Below are 17,949 nucleotides of genomic sequence, written 5' to 3'. Positions count from 1 at the left end.
TTAGTTCCAGATATTCCAGGGCGTCTGCATCCACACACCCACAACGACCAGCCACACCAGGGTGACCGGGATAAAAATCTTCCAGCCCAGCCGCATGATCTGGTCATACCGGAAGCGCGGGAAAGTGGCGCGGATCCAGATGAACATGGACACGACCAGGAAAGTCTTCAGCCCCAGCCAGATCCAGCCGGGAATCCAGTTGAACAGCGCGCTGTCCACCGGCGACAGCCAGCCGCCGAGGAACATCAGCGCCGCCAGGATCGCCACCAGCCACATGCTGGCGTATTCGGCCAGGAAGAAGATGGCAAAGCCCATGCCCGAGTACTCGACCATGTGGCCGGCCACAATCTCGGCCTCGCCTTCCACCACGTCAAACGGGTGGCGATTGGTTTCAGCCACGCCGGAAATCATGTAGACCATGAAGATGGGCAACAGCGGCAGCCAGTTCCAGGACAGGAAGGTCAAACCCTTGTCGGCTGCCATGCCCCTGGCCTGACCCATGACGATGTCCGTCAGGTTCATGCTGCCCGATATCATCAACACCACCACCAGGCAAAAGCCCATGGCGATCTCATAACTGACCATCTGGGCTGAGGCGCGCAACGCCCCCAGGAAAGCGTATTTCGAGTTGGAGGCCCAACCGGCAATGATCACGCCATACACCTCGATGGAAGTGATCGCCATGATGAGCAACAGCCCAGCGTTCACATTGGCAAGCGCAATGTCGGGGCCGAACGGAATCACGACCCACGCCGCAAGCGCGGGCATGATGGCCATGATGGGACCGAGTGCGAACAGGCCCTTGCTTGCAGCCGTCGGGCTGATGATTTCCTTGGTCAGCAGCTTCACCGCATCGGCGATGGGCTGCAACAGGCCAAACGGACCCACGCGATTCGGGCCAAGCCGCACCTGCATGAAACCCAGCAGCTTGCGTTCCCACAGGGTCAGGTAAGCCACCGCGCCCATCAAGGGCAGCAAGACACAGACGATCTTGATCAGAATCCACAGGACAGGCCAGACCGTGCCCGGCCAGATGCCGCCCATCAAACCCTGGCCAAAGCCGAAAATGCTGTCAATCATGCTGCTGCTCCCTCACCTGCCAGCGCCTGCCGCGCATCGGCGGTCAGTTGCAGCGAAGTCGCACGTCGGACCAGGCCGTCGAGCTGGTAAATGCCGGCAACCACCGGGGACCGGCCTGCCGCCGACAGATCAATGCCAGCCTGAGTGCTGTTGCCCAGATGCTCTGCGGGAACCTGCGCTGCTGCGGCAGCGGGAACCTGCTTGAGCACGTCCTGTGCGGATTCAAAGTCAAAGCCCGGCAATTCGAGCAGGTTGGCCAACACACGCAAGACTTTCCAGGCCGGCCGCGTTTCGCCGAGCGGCTTGGCCACAGCATGAAAACCCTGCACCCGCCCTTCGGCGTTGACAAAGGTGCCCGGGGTCTCCGAGAACGGTGCAATCGGCAACAGGACGTCGCTGAACGCCATGTTGGCTTTGAAGGGGCTCAGGGTCACCACCATTTGCGCTGCACTGAGCGAAGTCCCGGCCGACGCGCCTGCCGCGGAATCGAACTCGGGTTCGTTGTTGAGCAGCAGCACCGCCTTCAGGCCGCCTGCCAACATCTGCCCCGCGTTCAAGCCCTGGCCTGACGGCATGGCACCCGCTAGCTGTGCGCCCACGGTGTTGGCCGCTTCTGTCAGGAACCCAACACTGGCCCCGGTTTGGGCGCCGATCCAGTTGGCCAGGGCCAGCAGGCTCTCCGCATGCGCATGGTGCGCAGCGGCGTTGCCCAACAGGATGACCTTGCGTTCGCCACCCTGCAGGGACCTGGCGATGGCCTTGGCGGCATCCGTGACCTGGCCGGCAGCCGGCGCCGCTACGCCCTTGTCTGCGGCAATCGCAGCGGCCACGTCGGCAAGAGCCTGTGCCCAGGCGCCCGGTCCGGCCAGCACGCTATGGGCCACGGGCATGGCCCAGGCGTCGGCAGACACCAACTCCGCTACGGAAGTGATAGCACTCAGCGCACAGCCTTTGCGGACGGACTGGCGAATTCGCTGTGCAAACAGCGGGTGGTCCTTGCGCAGGTTGGAGCCGACGATCAACACACGCTGCAACTGCGACAGCGATGCAATCGAGGTGCCCAGCCAGCGCACGGACGGCGCAGGCGAAAATTCTGCGTTGCGCAGGCGGTAGTCGATGTTGTCGCTGCCGAGGCCACGCATCAGAGAAGCGGCGAGGTACAACTCCTCCAATGTACTGTGCGGGCTGGCGAGCAGTCCTATGCTTTGGGCGCCATGGTCGACCTTGATCTGTTTCAGGCCGTTGGCAACATATTCGAGCGCCGTCTGCCAGTCCACGGCCTTCCATTGGCCGCCCTGCTTCAGCATCGGGCTCGTCAAACGCTCAGTGCTGTTCAGTGCTTCGTACGAAAAACGGTCGCGGTCAGCAATCCAGCACTCGTTGACGTCTTCATTCTCAAGCGGCACCACGCGCATGACCTGGTTGTTCTTGACTTGAACGATCAGATTGGCGCCGGTGGAGTCATGCGGGCTGACCGACTTGCGTCGCGACAGCTCCCATGTGCGGGCGCTGTAGCGGAACGGCTTGCTGGTCAGCGCGCCCACCGGGCAGATGTCTATCATGTTGCCGGACAATTCGGAGTCCACTGACATGCCGACAAAGGTTTCAATCTCGGCATGTTCGCCCCGATTGGACATGCCGAGCTCCATGACGCCGGCTACCTCCTGGCCAAAACGCACACAACGGGTGCAATGGATGCAGCGGCTCATCTCCTCCATGGAGATCAACGGGCCAACGTCCTTGTGGAAGACCACGCGCTTTTCTTCTTCGTAGCGCGAACCGCTGCCACCATAACCCACTGCAAGGTCTTGCAATTGGCACTCGCCACCCTGGTCGCAGATCGGACAGTCGAGCGGGTGATTGATCAGCAGAAATTCCATCACGCCCTTCTGGGCCTTGATGGCTTTGTCACTCTTGGTATGCACGACCATGCCCTGCGTCACGGGCGTGGCGCAGGCCGGCATCGGCTTCGGGGCTTTTTCCACATCCACCAGGCACATGCGGCAGTTGGCCGCGATGCTGAGTTTCTTGTGATAGCAGAAGTGCGGAATGTAGGTGCCAGCTTTTTCGGCAGCATGCATCACCGTGCTGCCTTCGGGCACTTCCACTTTCTGACCGTCGAGTTGGATTTCAACCATGTGAATCTGCTTTATTGGAGCGCTGTTATGCGTAAACCGGGACCAGACAGGTCTTGTGGGTGATGTGATGCTCGAATTCGGCGCGGAAGTGCTTGATCATGGCGCGCACCGGCATGGCCGCTGCGTCGCCAAGCGCGCAGATGGTACGGCCCTGGATGTTGTCGGAAACCGAGTTGAGCAACTCCAGGTCGCTCTCGCGGCCGTGGCCGTGTTCAATGCGGTCCACCATGCGCCAGAGCCAGCCCGTGCCCTCGCGGCAGGGTGTGCACTGGCCGCAGCTTTCGTGCATGTAGAAGTAGGACAGGCGCAGCAGGCTCTTGACCATGCAGCGGGTCTCGTCCATCACGATCACCGCGCCGGAGCCAAGCATGGAGCCGGCCTTGGCGATGGAGTCGTAGTCCATGTCGGTGGCCATCATGATGTCGGCCGGCAACACTGGCATTGACGAGCCGCCGGGGATCACGGCCTTGAGCTTGCGTCCGCCGCGCATGCCGCCCGCGAGTTCGAGCAGTTTGGCAAACGGGGTGCCCATCGGGATTTCGTAGTTGCCCGGACGCTCGACATCACCGCTGATGGTGAAAATCTTGGTGCCGCCGTTGTTGGGCTTGCCGCAATCCAGGTAGGCTTGGCCGCCGTTGCGGATGATCCAGGGCACGGCCGCGAAGGTTTCCGTGTTGTTGATGGTGGTCGGCTTGCCGTACAGGCCAAAGCTGGCGGGAAACGGCGGCTTGAAACGCGGCTGGCCTTTTTTGCCTTCCAGCGATTCGAGCAAGGCGGTTTCCTCGCCGCAGATGTAGGCGCCGAAACCGTGGGCCGCATGCAGCTGGAAGCTGTAATTGCTGCCGAGGATGTTGTCGCCCAGCAAGCCGGCGGCGCGCGCTTCTTCCAGCGCCTCTTCAAACCGCTTGTAGGTCGTGAAGATTTCGCCATGGATGTAGTTGTAGCCGACGCTGATGCCCATCGCGTACGCTGCAATCGCCATGCCTTCGATGACGATGTGCGGGTTGTACTGCATGATGTCGCGGTCTTTGGCGGTGCCCGGTTCGCCTTCGTCCGAGTTGCAGACCAGGTATTTCTGGCCCGGGAACTGGCGCGGCATGAAGCTCCACTTCAGGCCGGTCGGGAAACCAGCCCCCCCGCGGCCGCGCAGGCTGCCGGCCTTGACCTCGGCAATCACCTGGTCAGGCGTCATTCCTTCGCCACCGTCCTTGCCGAGGATCTTGCGCAGCGCCTGGTAGCCGCCGCGCGCTTCGTAGTCTTTCAGGCGCCAGTTGGCGCCGTCCAGGTCCGCCATGATCTGCGGATTGATGTGACGGCCGTGAAAGGAGGTCTGAACGCCGGTGGCTTCAAACTGGGAGAGGATGCTGGAAGCAGACATGGTTATTTTGCCTCGCTCGATTTCAGGCCATCGATCAACTGGTCGAGTTTGTCGTTGCTCATGAAGCTGCACATGTGCAGGTCGTTGACCAGCATGACCGGCGAGTCCGCGCAGGCACCCAGGCATTCGGACTGTTGCAGGGTGAACAGGCCGTCTTGCGTCGTGCCGCCCATGGTGACACCGAGTTTGTGCTCAAGATACGCCAGCGCCTTGGTGCCATCGCGCAACTGGCACGGCAAGTTGGTGCAGACGTTGATCTTGTACTTGCCCACCGGCTTCTGGTTGTACATGTTGTAGAAGGTCGTGACCTCATGCACGGCAATCGGCGCCATGCCCAGGTACTCGGCCACCAGCTTTTCGCTCTCGGCGCTGACATAGCCCTGCTCTTCCTGGATGATCGCCAAGCAGGCCATGACGGCCGACTGCTTCTGGTCCGCGGGGTATTTGGCGACTTCTTTGGCGAAGCGCGCTTTGGTAACTTCAGAGATCATCGATCAATCTCTCCAAAAACAATGTCCATGGTTCCGATGATCGCCACGGCATCGGCCAGCATGTGGCCACGCGCCATTTCGTCCAGCGCGGCAAGGTGTGCAAAACCGGGCGGACGGATCTTCAGGCGATAAGGTTTGTTCGCGCCGTCGCTCACGATATAAATACCGAATTCGCCCTTCGGGTGCTCAACCGCGGCATAGGCTTCACCCTCGGGTACATGAAAGCCTTCCGTGAAGAGCTTGAAATGATGGATCAGCTCTTCCATGTTGGACTTCATGGACTCACGATTAGGAGCAGCCACCTTGTGGTTGCTGGTGATCACGGGACCCGGGTTGTCGCGCAGCCAGGCCACGCACTGCTCAATGATGCGGTTGGACTGGCGCATCTCTTCGACCCGCACCAGATAGCGGTCGTAGCAGTCACCGGTCTTGCCCACGGGAATATCGAAATCCATGCGGTCGTACACCTCGTAGGGCTGCTGCTTGCGCAAATCCCACGCGATGCCGGAGCCGCGCAACATCGGACCGGTCATGCCCATGCTGAGTGCGCGTTCCGGTGATACCACACCGACACCCACCGTGCGCTGCTTCCAGATGCGGTTGTCTGTCAGCAATGTTTCGTACTCGTCCACATAGCCCGGGAAGCGGCGCGTGAAGTCACCGATGAAATCGAGCAGCGAACCCTGACGGTTCTCGTTCATCGCCTCTATCGCCTTGGCATTCCTGATCTTGCTGACCTTGTACTGCGGCATGGTGTCCGGCAAGTCGCGGTAAACACCACCGGGACGGAAATAAGCCGCGTGCATGCGCGCTCCGGATACCGCCTCGTAGATGTCAAACAAGTCTTCACGCTCACGGAAGGTGTAGATCAGAATGGTCGAGCTGCCGCAGTCGTTGCCATGCGAGCCCAGCCACATCAGGTGGTTGAGCAGGCGCGTGATTTCCGAAAACATGACACGGATGTATTGCGCGCGAATCGGCACGTCGACACCCAGCAGTTTTTCGATGGCCAGGCAATAGGCATGCTCGTTGCACATCATGGACACATAGTCGAGCCGGTCCATGTAGGGCAGCGACTGGATGTAGGTCTTGCTCTCGGCGAGTTTTTCGGTGGCGCGGTGCAACAGACCGATATGCGGGTCGGCACGCTGCACCACTTCGCCGTCCAACTCAAGGACAAGGCGCAATACGCCGTGGGCAGCGGGGTGCTGCGGCCCGAAGTTAAGTGTGTAGTTTTTGATTTCAGCCATGTGGATCTCTCACGGCGCTCCTTACTGGAGCCCCCCGTAGTTATCTTCGCGGATCACGCGCGGTGTGATTTCACGGGGTTCGATCGTCACCGGCTGGTAGATCACGCGTTTTTGTTCGGGGTCGTAGCGCATCTCGACATATCCGGTGGTCGGAAAATCCTTGCGGAAAGGATGGCCGATAAAACCGTAGTCGGTCAGGATGCGCCTCAGGTCGTTGTGGCCTTCGAAGATGATGCCAAACAGGTCAAACGCCTCGCGCTCAAACCAGTTGGCTGAATTCCACAGGTCGTTGAGGGAGTCCACCACCGGAAAATCATCATTCCCACAGAAAACTTTCAGGCGAACACGCTGGTTCAGGCTGACGGAGAGCAAGTGGGAGACCACACAAAAACGCCGGCCATCGTATTGACCGTCAGCATATTCGGAGTAGTCGACACCACAAAGATCCATCAACTGCTCAAATTGGCAGCCTTTGGCGTCGCGCAAGATCAGAGCCGCAGCCTTGTAGTCGGCAGCATCGACAACAACAGTCAACTCACCGAGTGCGACCGTGACACGTTTGGCTTTTTCGCCCAGGGCGGCGGTAACGATGCCGGCGAGTTCTTCAGCAGAAGCAGGATGCAAAGGACCCATCAAGCCCTCGCAATGGTGTTGGTGCGGCGGATTTTCTGCTGCAGCTGGATGATGCCGTAGATCAGGGCCTCGGCCGTGGGCGGGCAACCCGGGACATAAACGTCCACCGGCACGATGCGGTCGCAACCCCGGACCACCGAATAGCTGTAGTGGTAATAGCCGCCGCCATTGGCGCAGGAGCCCATGGAGATCACCCAGCGCGGCTCAGCCATCTGGTCATACACCTTGCGCAGGGCCGGCCCCATCTTGTTGCACAGCGTTCCGGCCACAATCATCAGATCACTCTGGCGCGGACTGGCGCGAAACACCTCGGCACCAAAACGGCCGATGTCGTAACGCGCAGCGGCCGAATGCATCATTTCCACCGCACAGCAGGCCAGCCCAAACGTCATGGGCCAGAGCGATCCGGTCTTGGCCCAATTGACCACCGAGTCGTAACTCGTGGTCATGAAGCCTTCGTTAAAAACACCTTCTAGTGACATACCTGCCCTTTGTGGCGACCGCTTGCGCTGCCGCTGAAATCTTGGTGAGCTATTCCCAGTCCAGGGCGCCTTTTTTCCATTCGTAGGCAAAGCCCACGACCAGAATACCCAGGAAAATCATCATGGCCCAGAAACCGACGGCGCCGATTTCCTTGAGCGCAACCGCCCAGGGAAACAGGAAAGCAATTTCAAGGTCAAAAAGAATGAACAGGATGGCGACCAGGTAGTAGCGCACATCAAACTTCATGCGGGCATCCTCGAACGCCTCGAAGCCGCACTCATAAGGGGAATTTTTTTCGCTGTCCGGCTTGTTCGGGCCCAACAGACGCCCGAGCAACTGGGGTACCACGCCGACAGCCACGCCGACCAGGATAAACAACAGGACGGGGAGGTATTGGTCGAGGTTCATCGTCGATTCAACTTCTGCAAGCCGCTTGTGCTGTGTGCCAGTTTGCTGTTCCAGGCCCTGAGCCCTGCTCGTGCAGCGCGCTGACCAGTACCTGTAAGTGGTGCGGACGGCGAGACTCGAACTCGCACAGCTTTCGCCACTACCCCCTCAAGATAGCGTGTCTACCAATTTCACCACGTCCGCGGTTTTTTTAATGCCCGGATGGCATGAGGAACCTTGCGGTTTTGGCTTTCCGGGCAGTCTCAGAGTTTACCCTGAAATTATGTCGCTCCCTTAGCGAAGCGGCACTCTATTTCGTCGGAATTTGACCTGCGCCAGAAGCGGCTGGTGCAGGCGGCACAGCAGTGGCGCCAGATGCTGGCGCTGGAGTTACGGTACCTGGAATCTGTCCGGCTCCCGGGGTTGCCGGAGCAGGTGCCGTGATCGCTGCGCCTTCCAGCACGCTGGTGCCAGTCTGCGGGCCGGAATTGCCGAAGTATGCCAACGCGAGAGTGCACACAAAAAAGACACCGGCCAGAACCGCCGTGGTGCGCGACAGAAAATTGGCACTGCCGCTGGCACCAAACAGGCTGCCGGAACCGCCGCTGCCAAAAGCCGCACCCATATCAGCGCCCTTGCCGTGCTGCACAAGAATCAGGCCAATCATGCCCAGGGCAGAAATCATCTGGATCGCAAGGACAATGGTCAATAAAACGTTCATGGTTACTCCTAATTTAATAGCACTTTTCGCCCGTCAGACGGCGGCTGCAGCAATAATTGTCAAAAAGTCATTGGCCTTCAGCGAAGCACCGCCAATCAGGCCGCCATCAATGTCGGGCTGCCCCAGCAGGGAGGCGGCATTGGCGGCATTCATGCTGCCGCCGTACAAAATCTTCACGCGATCGGCGTGATCCGTTGCAGCCTTGAGCTGGGCCCTGAGCACGGCATGAACAGCCTGCGCCTCTTCAGGCGTGGCTGTCTTGCCAGTGCCGATGGCCCAGACAGGCTCATACGCCACAACAATTTCGCTAATGCAATGACCGTTGGTATGGATCACCGCCGCGAGTTGGCGCTTCACAATGTTTTCAGTCTGGCCCGCTTCGCGTTCGGCCAGCGTTTCGCCGACACAAACAATCGGCGTGATGCCTGCAGCCAATGCCTGCTGCGCCTTCTCAGCCACCAAGGCATCCGTTTCAGCGTGGTATTGGCGGCGCTCTGAATGACCGACAATCACATAGCGGCAACCAAAATCCTTGAGCATCGCCGCGCTGACCTCACCCGTGTAGGCACCGGAGGCTTTTGCAGAAACGTCCTGAGCTCCCAAATCTATAGCAGACAACCCACGCACAGAAAGGGCCAAAGCCTGAAATTGTGCGAGATAAGGTGAGGGAACACATACAGCGACAGCGCAAACAGGCTGTGCCGGCATGCCCGCCGCCACAGCCGTCAACAAGGCTTCATTGGCAGCCAGGCTGCCGTTCATCTTCCAGTTTCCTGCAATGAGCTTTTTCATGAGACTGCGTATTACCAGGTCAAAACGATTTTGCCGACATGCTGGTTCGACTCCATCAGCGTATGCGCTTTGGCAGCATCGGCCGCGGCGAAAGTGCTGTGAATGACGGGTTTGATGACGCCACTGGCAATCAGCGGCCAGACTTTTTCCTGGAGCGCCCTGGCAATGGCTGTCTTGAATTCCAGCGGCCGCGGCCGCAAGGTGGAGCCGGTGATTGTCAGGCGTTTGCGCAACACCAGGCCGGCATTGAATTCTGCCTTGGTCCCGCCCTGCACCGCGATGAATACCAGGCGACCGTCTTCAGCCAGGCAGCCGATCTCACGCGCCACGTAGCTGCCGGCCACCATATCCAGAATCACATCGACGCCCTTGCCATCGGTGAGCTTTTTGACTTCTTCGGCAAAGTCGCTGGTCTTGTAATTGATGGCGTGATCAGCCCCCAGCGCCAGACAGGCCGCGCATTTCTCATCACTGCCGGCAGTGACCAGCACCGTCGCACCCATGGCTTTGCCGAGCTGGATTGCCGTCACGCCGATGCCGCTGGAGCCGCCCTGAATCAGCAGCGTCTCGCCCTTTTGCAGGCGCACCCGATCGAAGACGTTGCTCCAGACGGTAAAAAAGGTTTCGGGCAAGGAAGCTGCCTCGATATCGGTGAGCCCCGCCGGCACCGGCAGGCACTGCCCGACAGGCGCCACGCACAACTCGGCATAACCGCCACCAGCCACCAGCGCACAGACCCGGTCGCCGACTTTCAGACCTGCCTGCGCCATGGCTGCGGCATCACCGCTGACAATGACGCCGGCAACTTCCAACCCCGGAATATCCGAGGCGCCTGGTGGCACCGGGTAGTTGCCGGTGCGCTGCAACACATCAGGCCGGTTCACGCCGGAGGCAGCCACGCGAATCAGCAACTCACCGGCACCGGCAACCGCGTCGGGCCGCTCGCCCAGGCGCAGAACGTCCGGCGCGCCGTAGGAAGTGATTTCAACTGCTTTCATGGAATTTTCTGATTATTTGTGGCTGCAGCCCCCGGTTAGCGGGCGCGAGCAGCTACAAAATAAATAGCAAATTAACCTTGGTCCTGGCCTTGGGCAGGACGGTCCAGCAGTGCTTTCATGGACAGCTTGACGCGGCCCTTTTCGTCGGTTTCCAGAACCTTGACCTTGACGATCTGGCCTTCGCTCAGGTAGTCGGTCACACGCTCGACACGCTCGTGGGCGATCTGGCTGATATGCAGCAGACCGTCCTTGCCGGGCAACAGGTTGACCAGGGCACCGAAGTCCAGGATCTTGGTGATCGGGCCTTCGTAAACCTTGCCGATTTCCACTTCAGCCGTGATCTCGGCGATGCGGCGCTTGGCTTCGTCAGCCTTGGCGCTGTCGTTCGACGCGATGGTGATGGTGCCGTCTTCCTCGATGTTGATCTGCGTGCCGGTTTCTTCGGTCAACGCGCGAATCACAGCGCCGCCCTTGCCGATCACGTCACGGATTTTTTCGGGATTGATCTTCATGACATACAGACGCGGTGCGAAGTCAGAGACCTCGGCCTTGGCTTCGCCCATGGCTTCCTGCATCTTGCCCAGAATGTGCATGCGGGCTTCCTTGGCCTGAGCCAGTGCGACCTGCATGATTTCCTTGGTGATGCCCTGGATCTTGATGTCCATCTGCAGCGCGGTGATACCAGCGGTGGTGCCGGCGACCTTGAAGTCCATGTCGCCCAGATGATCTTCGTCACCCAGGATATCGGTCAGCACGGCAAAGCGGTTGTCTTCCTTGATCAGGCCCATGGCGATGCCTGCCACGTGGGCTTTCATCGGCACGCCAGCGTCCATCAGCGACAGGCAGCCACCGCAGACCGAAGCCATCGACGAAGAGCCATTGGACTCGGTGATCTCGCTGACCACACGCATGGTGTACGGGAATTCTTCCTTGGTCGGCAGCACGGCGATCAGCGCGCGCTTGGCCAGACGGCCGTGGCCGATTTCGCGGCGTTTCGGGCTGCCGACACGGCCGGTTTCGCCAGTGGCGAACGGAGGCATGTTGTAGTGCAGCATGAAGCGGTCTTCGTAGTCGCCCGACAGTGCGTCGATGCGCTGTGCATCGCGCTCGGTGCCCAGCGTAGTGACGACCAGAGCTTGGGTTTCGCCGCGCGTAAATAGGGCCGAACCGTGGGTACGTGGCAACACGCTGTTGCGGATTTCAATCGCACGCACGGTACGTGTGTCGCGGCCGTCAATACGTGGCTCGCCGGACAGAATCTGGCTGCGAACGATTTTGGCTTCGATGTCGAACAACATGCCTTCGACAGCAACGCTGTCAAACGCAGCGCCGTCGGCCTTGAGCGCAGCCATGACTTCGGAAGTCACAACGCGGCAGGCTTGTGTACGAGCCTGCTTGGCACGGATCTGGTAAGCGGCCTGCAGCTTGGCAGCGGCGAGTTCGTTGACCTTGGCGATCAGTGGCTCGTCCTTGGCAGGCGCCTGCCAGGCCCAGACCGGTTTGCCTGCGTCACGAACGAGTTCGTGAATCGCATTAATGGCGATGTTGCCCTGTTCATGGCCAAACACCACGGCGCCGAGCATGATTTCTTCGGACAGTTGCTGGGCTTCGGACTCGACCATCAGCACGGCGGCTTCGGTACCGGCCACTACCAGGTCCATCTTGGAATCCTTGAGTTGGGTCTTGCCAGGGTTCAGCACGTACTGGCCATCAATGTAGGCCACGCGAGCTGCACCGATGGGGCCATTGAACGGGATGCCGGAAATCGACAGCGCAGCGCTCGAAGCGATCAGCGCGGGAATGTCGCCCTCAACTTCAGGGTTCAACGACAGCACATGAATGACAACCTGCACTTCGTTGAAGAAGCCTTCAGGGAATAGGGGACGGATCGGGCGGTCGATCAGGCGCGAGGTCAGCGTTTCGAATTCGCTGGGGCGGCCTTCACGCTTGAAGAAGCTGCCGGGAATACGGCCGGCGGCATAGGTTTTCTCGAGGTAATCAACAGTCAGCGGGAAAAAGTCCTGGCCGGGCTTGGCATCGCTCTTGGCAACTACGGTGGCCAGCACCACGGTGCCGTCCATGTCCACCATGACAGCGCCGCCGGATTGGCGGGCGATTTCGCCGGTTTCCATCGTGACCTTGTGCTGGCCCCATTGGAAGGATTTTGTGACTTTATTGAAAATGCTCATGTTTTATCTCCACTAGTTTCAAGCACTTGAGGCAGCGCTGGAGGCCCGGAGTGGTGGCTGGCAGAACACGATGCCATTCCACAAAATGCCTGCAATTTCAGGTCTTTTCTTGTGGAATGACACAGCGCGTGATCGTTTTGCCTTGCTCCGAAGTAAGTCAGCGGCGCCGCTGGCGCTTCTGAAATTGGTTTTTTGGTTCTTTAAAGTGCAAAGCGCCTGAGCTAGTGAACTAACTCAGGCGCTTTGCAGTCGTATCAGCGATTATTTACGCAGGCCAAGCTTGGCAATCAACGCAACATAACGAGCCGCGTCTTTGGACTTCAGGTAGTCCAGCAGCTTGCGGCGGCGGCTCACCATGCGCAACAGGCCACGGCGGCCGTGGTGATCCTTGGCATGGGTTTTGAAATGGGGCATCAGTTCATTGATGCGGCCGGTCAGCAGGGCCACTTGAACTTCTGGGCTGCCGGTGTCGCCGGCAGCGCGTGCGTTGGCCTGAACGATCTCGGCCTTGATGGATTTCTCGATCATGGATATACCTTTATGTACTTGCGAGCGGTACAGTGTTCCCGACGTGGGAGTTGACCGTGGCCGCCGTGTTCTGCGGTGTGCCGCTTCATGAATGAAAAAGCACGCCCTTGCGCAGAGCCTTGGATTATAGCCCAGACTGAAGAACTAGGCACCTGGCAGCCAGCGGGCCAGGCGTTCAACCCCCTGCCCCAACCGGTCCAGGTCCCGGCTGGCAAAGCACCAGCGCAGCCAGCCCCGGGCCTCAGCGGCCGGGTTGACCATGAAGGCATCGCCCGGCGCCAGGCCCAAACCAGCCTCCACCACCAGCCTTTTGGCCGTGGCCAGCGAATCGCCAAAACGAGACTGGTCTGCCAGCCTGAAAAACGCGTACATGCCGCCCCTGGGCGAAGCGAGTTCGACACCCGGAACCGCCTGCAGCATGGGCACCAGCGTGTCGCGGCAGGTTTTCAGGTGCGCCACCAGCTGCGGCGTGACGTCGGCGGTTCTTTCCAGCCCCACCAGGGCGGCCCGCTGGACAAACACCGGCGCGCAGGAGGTGTTGAATTCCACCAGTTTGCCCATGTGCGGCGTCATGGCAGGCGGCATGACCAGCCAACCAAGGCGCCAGCCGGTCATCAAAAAACTCTTGGAAAAGCTGTGCACGACCACCAGCCGGTCGTCCGGCTGGGCGAGGTCCAGAAAGCTCGGGGCGCAGCCATTTTCGGTGGGCTCGAAATAAAGCCGCTCGTAAACCTCGTCGGCCAGAATCCAGGTGCCGGTGGCGCGGCAATGCGCCAGCAGGGTTTCCTGCTCAGCTCGGCTCAAGGTCCAGCCGGTCGGGTTGTTCGGCGCGTTGACGATCAGCAGCTTCGTCTGCGGTGTGATCGCAGCCAGCAACTCGGCCATGTCGAGCTGCCACTCACCCTTCACGGGCCTGAGACTCACGCAGCGCAGCTTCGCACCCATGATCAGGGGCTGCGCCGTCAGGTTGGGCCAGACCGGCGTCACGGCCACCACCTCGTCGCCGGCATCGACCAGCGCCTGCACCGCCAGCATCAGGGCACTCACGCCGCCCGAAGTCACGGCAATGCGGTTTGCCCCAATGGGTGCGGCGCCCGCACAACGCATGGCTGTGGCGTAGCCGGCAATCGCTTCGCGCAGCTCCGGTAAGCCCAGGTTGTGCGCATAAAAAGTTTCGCCCTGCTGCAGCGATGCGATGGCCGCCTCGCGGATAAACGCCGGCGTGACTTCGTCACTCTCGCCAAACCAGAACTTGAGCACATCGCTGCGCCCCATGCCCGCGTTGGCCACCTGGCGGATCATCGATTCTTCAAGGTTTAAAACAGTCTGTCGCATCGGCATCTTTCTGGGGACTGGAATGAGCTCAGGGCCGCTGCATCTTGCAGCTGTGCGACTGCTCGGAACGCGCAGCGTCAATGGTCTTGATCACGCGAAAACCATAACCCGATCCCTCGACATCAAACTTCACCCCGGGCGCCCCCTGCTTGTCCATGACAGCCACCAGCAAGGGCTGCTGGAACTGGTGGTCGGCACCGCGCATGACGCCTTTGTGACCGGCAAACAGCACTGTCGCTTTTTCCAGCTGGGCAGCAACTGCGGCGGACTCTACCGTGCGGGCTTTTTCAATACTCTGCGCCAGGGCTTCAACCATCAATTGCATGCGCATGTGCACATAGTCATCCTGGGGCTTGGGAAAACGCTGGCGGAAGGACTGGTAGAACACTTCCGAAGCGCTGCCTGGTTCATTCGGGAACCAGTCAGCCACCGCAATGACCTTGCCCACACCGGCATCGCCCAGTGCGGCTGGCACACCCAACGCGTTGCCGTAGAAGGTATAAAAGCTGCCTTCAAAGCCCACTTCCCTGGCGGCCTTCACCAACAGGGTCAGATCATTCCCCCAGTTGCCGGTGAGCACAGCCTGCGCGCCGCTGGCCTTGATCTTCGCGGCATAGGGAAGAAAGTCCTTCACACGGCCCACCGGGTGCAGCTCGTCACCCACGATCTGCACGTCAGGCCGCTGGCCACCGAGTTGCTTGCGGGCTTCGCGAAGCACGGCCTGGCCAAAGCTGTAGTCCTGGCCGATCAGATAAATGCTCTTGAGCGCCTTGTCGTCTTTCAAAACTTCCATCAGCGCGGTCATGCGCATGTCGGCGTGGGCATCAAAACGGAAATGCCAGTAACTGCATTTCTCGTTGGTCAGCACCGGGTCCACCGCGGAATAGTTCATGAACAGCACGCGTTTGCCGGGCTCCCGTTCATTGTGCTTGTTGATCGCGTCCACCAGCACCGCAGCGGTTGATGAAGAGTTGCCCTGGGCCACCAGCGTGATGCCGTCGTCCATGGCCGAACGCAATGCAGACAGTGCCTCCTCGTTCTGCCCCTTGCTGTCGTATCGCACAAAAGCAAGCGGACGACTGCCGCCCGGCAGCTTGACGCCGCCGCGCGCGTTGACACGCTCAGCCGCCCAGACCAGGTTGCGGAACACGGCTTCGCCGGTATTGGCAAAGGGACCGGAAAGACTCTCGATCAAGGCAACCCGGATCGGCGCTGGCGCAGCCGGCGCTTGCTGAGCGTGCACGCCCAGTGACAACAGGCAGACCCCTAGGGTCGACACGATCCGTTTCAAGAGTGCTGGTGCAAAAAAATACATTCTGAAATTTCCTTGAAATAAGCTCTGCCACGCCTACCTGCTGTTCATGCGGCAATCACGGTTGAGAGCCGCGAAGTGTAAGGGGAAAAATTCCCCTCAACCCAAAGGAATCACACATGTTTTACTCATTGGCCAACCGTCCCGCACGCAGCTACCAGCGCCCTGCTTCGCAGCTGGTGAACAACCTCGCCCTTGACCGCTTCCTCGATGACACGTTGGGCTCTCTGGCCGGCGCACGGTCCGCGCCATCGGCCGCGGTGGAAGACAACGAGCAGGCTTACTCGCTGCAGATGGATGTACCGGGCCTGACCAGGGAACAGCTGGACATTGGTATCGAAGGAGATGTCGTTCGTGTGGCAAGCAAGGCCGACGCGGCGCGCAGCGTGAAAGCCGCCTGGCGTTTTCCGCTGGAAATTGATGCGGCAGCCAGCTCGGCGAAACTCGAAAACGGCGTATTGACATTGCAGCTGGGCAAAAAAATACCCGCAAGCAAAGTGATTCCCCTGACCATCAACTAAGAGACTCAACGCCTTCGGAGGCCCGCGCCTGCAAGCCCGCTGTGCACCTGCCAGCGGGCTTTCCTTTTGCCATGCCGCGCTGCAGGCGTTCTGTACAGCGAGTTCAGGTGTTAGATTGCAGGACACCCACACCTTGGACAAAAGGGACTCCTGTCATGAAAGCACTTTTTCTGTTACTTGTCCTGCCATCAGTCGCGCTTGCGCAGGCAACGCCTCTGCCCGGTTTTGCTGCAGAGGCCAAACCACTGGAAGCCGAGGCCCTGCGCACCCGGGTGAACGGCAAAGCCTTTTCCTATAAGACCGCAGCAGGAGGCACGGTGCGTGTGGAGTACAAGGACAACGGTTATGCCTTTGTCAACGTGGGATCGTCCAATGACAGCGGCAAGTGGCGAGTGGAGGAATCCGCCGTTTGCGTCGAATGGTCGCGCTTCCCGGCCGGCTGCAGCGAGTTCCGCAGCCTGGGCGAGACGCTGCAGGTCAAACTCCGGAGCAACGGTGAAATCGTGGTGTTGAGTCCGCGCTGATCACTGCTGCGCAGCCAGCATATCCAGAGGCCAACGCGGCTTGACATCAAAGCTGTAGGCGCTATTGGCCTCGGAGATGCCGGCCTGCAGCCGCATGCCGGCTGCCAGCGCAATCATGGCTCCGTTGTCGGTGCACAGGTGCAGCTCCGGGTAATGCACCCGAATCCCCTTCTTCTTGCATGCTGCATTGAGCTGCTCTCGCAACAGTGCATTGGCGCCAACACCACCGGCCACGACCAACCGCTTCAGGCCTGTCTGCTCCAGTGCCTTGAGGGATTTTTTCACCAGCACTTCCACAATCGCCGCCTGGGTCGACGCCGCCAAGTCTGCCCGCGCTTTTTCGCCGATTGGCTCACCAAGTTTTTTGGCCTGTGTCAGCACCGCCGTTTTCAGGCCTGAGAATGAGAAATCCAGATCGCCGCTGTGCAGCAAGGGCCGGGGGAGTTTGAAGGCCTCGGCGTCCCCGCCCTGCGCAAGTTTGGCCAAGTGCGGCCCACCCGGGTAGGGCAATCCCAGCAATTTCGCTGACTTGTCAAAAGCTTCGCCGGCCGCATCGTCGATGGTTTCGCCCAGCAACTCGTAGTTGCCAACACGATCGACGCGCATCAGCTGGGTGTGCCCGCCCGAAACCAGCAGGGCTACAAAAGAAAACGCTGGCGGGTCTGCACTCAAAAAGGGCGAAAGCAAATGCCCCTCCAGATGGTGCACACCCATCACCGGTTTGCCAAGCGACGCTGCCAGCGAACATGCAACGCCCGCGCCCACCAGCAAGGCGCCGGCCAGACCGGGGCCACGTGTGTAGGCAATCACATCGACCTGATCCAGCGAGCGCTGCCCCTGTCCCAGCACCTCATCAATCAGCGGAAGCACGCGGCGGATGTGGTCACGGCTGGCCAATTCGGGCACCACCCCGCCGTAGGCCTGGTGCATGTCAATCTGGCTGTGCAGGGCGTGCGACAACAGCACGGGCACGCCCTGCCCCGACGCGTCAACCAGCGCCACGCCGGTCTCGTCGCAACTCGATTCAATTCCAAGAACTAACATCGTTCGAGTGTAAGGTTTGGAGCTTGCCTCACTTTGGTTGACACTCTTACCTAACGGAGAGAGAGTCTATGGCAAGAAGAATCGGACCAGCGAAGATCAAGCAGTACAGCCTTGAATTCAAACTCGAGGCCGTGCAGTTAAGCGG

Annotated in this window: 18 protein-coding genes and 1 tRNA gene; 2 read left to right on the top strand and 17 right to left on the bottom strand. The window is 60.0% G+C overall.

Annotated elements, in window-relative coordinates; genetic code table 11:
• The 16 genes from nuoH to B0B52_RS08880 all read right to left on the bottom strand — a co-directional run bounded on the left by nuoH (nt 1) and on the right by B0B52_RS08880 (nt 15,718).
• Nucleotides 1-1,080, bottom strand: coding sequence for an NADH-quinone oxidoreductase subunit NuoH (gene nuoH, locus B0B52_RS08955; RefSeq protein WP_077593290.1), 1,080 nt, complete (start codon nt 1,078-1,080; stop codon nt 1-3).
• Nucleotides 1,077-3,218 carry an NADH-quinone oxidoreductase subunit NuoG gene (gene nuoG, locus B0B52_RS08950; protein ID WP_077593289.1) on the bottom strand — a complete coding sequence of 714 codons (2,142 nt, stop codon included), beginning with the start codon at nt 3,216-3,218 and terminating at the stop codon, nt 1,077-1,079. Before nuoG ends, nuoH begins: the two co-directional genes overlap by 4 nt.
• Before the next feature lie 25 nt (nt 3,219-3,243).
• Nucleotides 3,244-4,596 (bottom strand): NADH-quinone oxidoreductase subunit NuoF, encoded by a 1,353-nt coding sequence (nuoF, locus tag B0B52_RS08945; RefSeq protein ID WP_077593288.1) that lies wholly within the window; start codon nt 4,594-4,596, stop codon nt 3,244-3,246.
• A gap of 2 nt (nt 4,597-4,598) precedes the next feature.
• Nucleotides 4,599-5,087 carry an NADH-quinone oxidoreductase subunit NuoE gene (gene nuoE / locus B0B52_RS08940; RefSeq protein ID WP_077593287.1) on the bottom strand — a complete coding sequence of 163 codons (489 nt, stop codon included), beginning with the start codon at nt 5,085-5,087 and terminating at the stop codon, nt 4,599-4,601.
• Nucleotides 5,084-6,337 carry an NADH-quinone oxidoreductase subunit D gene (locus tag B0B52_RS08935; protein WP_077593286.1) on the bottom strand — a complete coding sequence of 418 codons (1,254 nt, stop codon included), beginning with the start codon at nt 6,335-6,337 and terminating at the stop codon, nt 5,084-5,086. The genes nuoE and B0B52_RS08935 overlap by 4 nt, the downstream gene beginning before the upstream one ends.
• Nucleotides 6,338-6,358: 21 nt before the next feature.
• A complete protein-coding gene (locus tag B0B52_RS08930; protein ID WP_077593285.1) occupies nt 6,359-6,970 on the bottom strand; it encodes an NADH-quinone oxidoreductase subunit C in 612 nt (203 codons plus the stop codon).
• Nucleotides 6,970-7,452, bottom strand: a complete 483-nt coding sequence (locus tag B0B52_RS08925) for an NADH-quinone oxidoreductase subunit B family protein (RefSeq protein WP_077593284.1) — start codon at nt 7,450-7,452, stop codon at nt 6,970-6,972. The genes B0B52_RS08930 and B0B52_RS08925 overlap by 1 nt, the downstream gene beginning before the upstream one ends.
• 49 nt (nt 7,453-7,501) lie before the next feature.
• Nucleotides 7,502-7,861, bottom strand: coding sequence for an NADH-quinone oxidoreductase subunit A (locus B0B52_RS08920; RefSeq protein ID WP_077593283.1), 360 nt, complete (start codon nt 7,859-7,861; stop codon nt 7,502-7,504).
• A 98-nt stretch (nt 7,862-7,959) separates the two neighbouring features.
• Nucleotides 7,960-8,044: transfer RNA gene (locus B0B52_RS08915), tRNA-Leu, on the bottom strand.
• 106 nt (nt 8,045-8,150) lie between these two features.
• Nucleotides 8,151-8,561 carry a preprotein translocase subunit SecG gene (secG, locus tag B0B52_RS08910; RefSeq protein WP_077593282.1) on the bottom strand — a complete coding sequence of 137 codons (411 nt, stop codon included), beginning with the start codon at nt 8,559-8,561 and terminating at the stop codon, nt 8,151-8,153.
• A gap of 33 nt (nt 8,562-8,594) precedes the next feature.
• Nucleotides 8,595-9,353: a triose-phosphate isomerase gene (gene tpiA / locus B0B52_RS08905; RefSeq protein WP_077593281.1), complete on the bottom strand. Its 759-nt coding sequence runs from the start codon at nt 9,351-9,353 to the stop codon at nt 8,595-8,597.
• A gap of 11 nt (nt 9,354-9,364) precedes the next feature.
• Nucleotides 9,365-10,351: an NAD(P)H-quinone oxidoreductase gene (locus tag B0B52_RS08900; RefSeq protein ID WP_077593280.1), complete on the bottom strand. Its 987-nt coding sequence runs from the start codon at nt 10,349-10,351 to the stop codon at nt 9,365-9,367.
• Between the two features lie 71 nt (nt 10,352-10,422).
• Entirely contained in the window at nt 10,423-12,540 is a 2,118-nt protein-coding gene (gene pnp / locus B0B52_RS08895) for a polyribonucleotide nucleotidyltransferase (RefSeq protein WP_077593279.1), read from the bottom strand.
• Nucleotides 12,541-12,801: 261 nt separating this feature from the next.
• A complete protein-coding gene (gene rpsO / locus B0B52_RS08890) occupies nt 12,802-13,068 on the bottom strand; it encodes a 30S ribosomal protein S15 (RefSeq protein ID WP_077593278.1) in 267 nt (88 codons plus the stop codon).
• A gap of 144 nt (nt 13,069-13,212) precedes the next feature.
• Nucleotides 13,213-14,403, bottom strand: a complete 1,191-nt coding sequence (locus B0B52_RS08885; protein WP_077593277.1) for a pyridoxal phosphate-dependent aminotransferase — start codon at nt 14,401-14,403, stop codon at nt 13,213-13,215.
• Between the two features lie 28 nt (nt 14,404-14,431).
• Complete coding sequence (locus tag B0B52_RS08880) at nt 14,432-15,718, bottom strand: branched-chain amino acid ABC transporter substrate-binding protein (RefSeq protein ID WP_077593276.1); 1,287 nt, start codon at nt 15,716-15,718, stop codon at nt 14,432-14,434.
• A 116-nt stretch (nt 15,719-15,834) separates the two neighbouring features.
• On the opposite strand from B0B52_RS08880, the gene B0B52_RS08875 reads away from it, so the two are divergent.
• Nucleotides 15,835-16,236: an Hsp20/alpha crystallin family protein gene (locus tag B0B52_RS08875; RefSeq protein ID WP_077593275.1), complete on the top strand. Its 402-nt coding sequence runs from the start codon at nt 15,835-15,837 to the stop codon at nt 16,234-16,236.
• Between the two features lie 155 nt (nt 16,237-16,391).
• Nucleotides 16,392-16,760, top strand: a complete 369-nt coding sequence (locus B0B52_RS08870; RefSeq protein WP_077593274.1) for a hypothetical protein — start codon at nt 16,392-16,394, stop codon at nt 16,758-16,760.
• Here B0B52_RS08870 and tsaD read toward each other — a convergent pair whose 3' ends face one another.
• Nucleotides 16,761-17,804 carry a tRNA (adenosine(37)-N6)-threonylcarbamoyltransferase complex transferase subunit TsaD gene (gene tsaD, locus B0B52_RS08865; protein WP_077593273.1) on the bottom strand — a complete coding sequence of 348 codons (1,044 nt, stop codon included), beginning with the start codon at nt 17,802-17,804 and terminating at the stop codon, nt 16,761-16,763.
• Between the last annotated feature and the right edge of the window lie 145 nt (nt 17,805-17,949).

Source organism: Polaromonas sp. A23 (genome assembly GCF_002001015.1).
In the GTDB taxonomy this organism is placed as follows: domain Bacteria; phylum Pseudomonadota; class Gammaproteobacteria; order Burkholderiales; family Burkholderiaceae_C; genus Polaromonas.
Note: the sequence above shows the minus strand (reverse complement) of the source record. Positions and strands in the feature narration are given on the sequence as shown.

Coding starts and splice junctions, on each gene's coding strand:
- rpsO (WP_077593278.1), bottom strand. CDS start 13,068: ATGATCGAGAAATCCATCAAGGCCGAGATCGTTCAGGCCAACGCACGC.
- nuoH (WP_077593290.1), bottom strand. CDS start 1,080: ATGATTGACAGCATTTTCGGCTTTGGCCAGGGTTTGATGGGCGGCATC.
- B0B52_RS08880 (WP_077593276.1), bottom strand. CDS start 15,718: ATGTATTTTTTTGCACCAGCACTCTTGAAACGGATCGTGTCGACCCTA.
- tpiA (WP_077593281.1), bottom strand. CDS start 9,353: ATGAAAAAGCTCATTGCAGGAAACTGGAAGATGAACGGCAGCCTGGCT.
- B0B52_RS08920 (WP_077593283.1), bottom strand. CDS start 7,861: ATGAACCTCGACCAATACCTCCCCGTCCTGTTGTTTATCCTGGTCGGC.
- tsaD (WP_077593273.1), bottom strand. CDS start 17,804: ATGTTAGTTCTTGGAATTGAATCGAGTTGCGACGAGACCGGCGTGGCG.
- B0B52_RS08885 (WP_077593277.1), bottom strand. CDS start 14,403: ATGCGACAGACTGTTTTAAACCTTGAAGAATCGATGATCCGCCAGGTG.
- B0B52_RS08925 (WP_077593284.1), bottom strand. CDS start 7,452: ATGTCACTAGAAGGTGTTTTTAACGAAGGCTTCATGACCACGAGTTAC.
- B0B52_RS08935 (WP_077593286.1), bottom strand. CDS start 6,337: ATGGCTGAAATCAAAAACTACACACTTAACTTCGGGCCGCAGCACCCC.
- B0B52_RS08930 (WP_077593285.1), bottom strand. CDS start 6,970: ATGGGTCCTTTGCATCCTGCTTCTGCTGAAGAACTCGCCGGCATCGTT.
- nuoE (WP_077593287.1), bottom strand. CDS start 5,087: ATGATCTCTGAAGTTACCAAAGCGCGCTTCGCCAAAGAAGTCGCCAAA.
- B0B52_RS08870 (WP_077593274.1), top strand. CDS start 16,392: ATGAAAGCACTTTTTCTGTTACTTGTCCTGCCATCAGTCGCGCTTGCG.
- B0B52_RS08875 (WP_077593275.1), top strand. CDS start 15,835: ATGTTTTACTCATTGGCCAACCGTCCCGCACGCAGCTACCAGCGCCCT.
- nuoF (WP_077593288.1), bottom strand. CDS start 4,596: ATGTCTGCTTCCAGCATCCTCTCCCAGTTTGAAGCCACCGGCGTTCAG.
- pnp (WP_077593279.1), bottom strand. CDS start 12,540: ATGAGCATTTTCAATAAAGTCACAAAATCCTTCCAATGGGGCCAGCAC.
- nuoG (WP_077593289.1), bottom strand. CDS start 3,218: ATGGTTGAAATCCAACTCGACGGTCAGAAAGTGGAAGTGCCCGAAGGC.
- B0B52_RS08900 (WP_077593280.1), bottom strand. CDS start 10,351: ATGAAAGCAGTTGAAATCACTTCCTACGGCGCGCCGGACGTTCTGCGC.
- secG (WP_077593282.1), bottom strand. CDS start 8,561: ATGAACGTTTTATTGACCATTGTCCTTGCGATCCAGATGATTTCTGCC.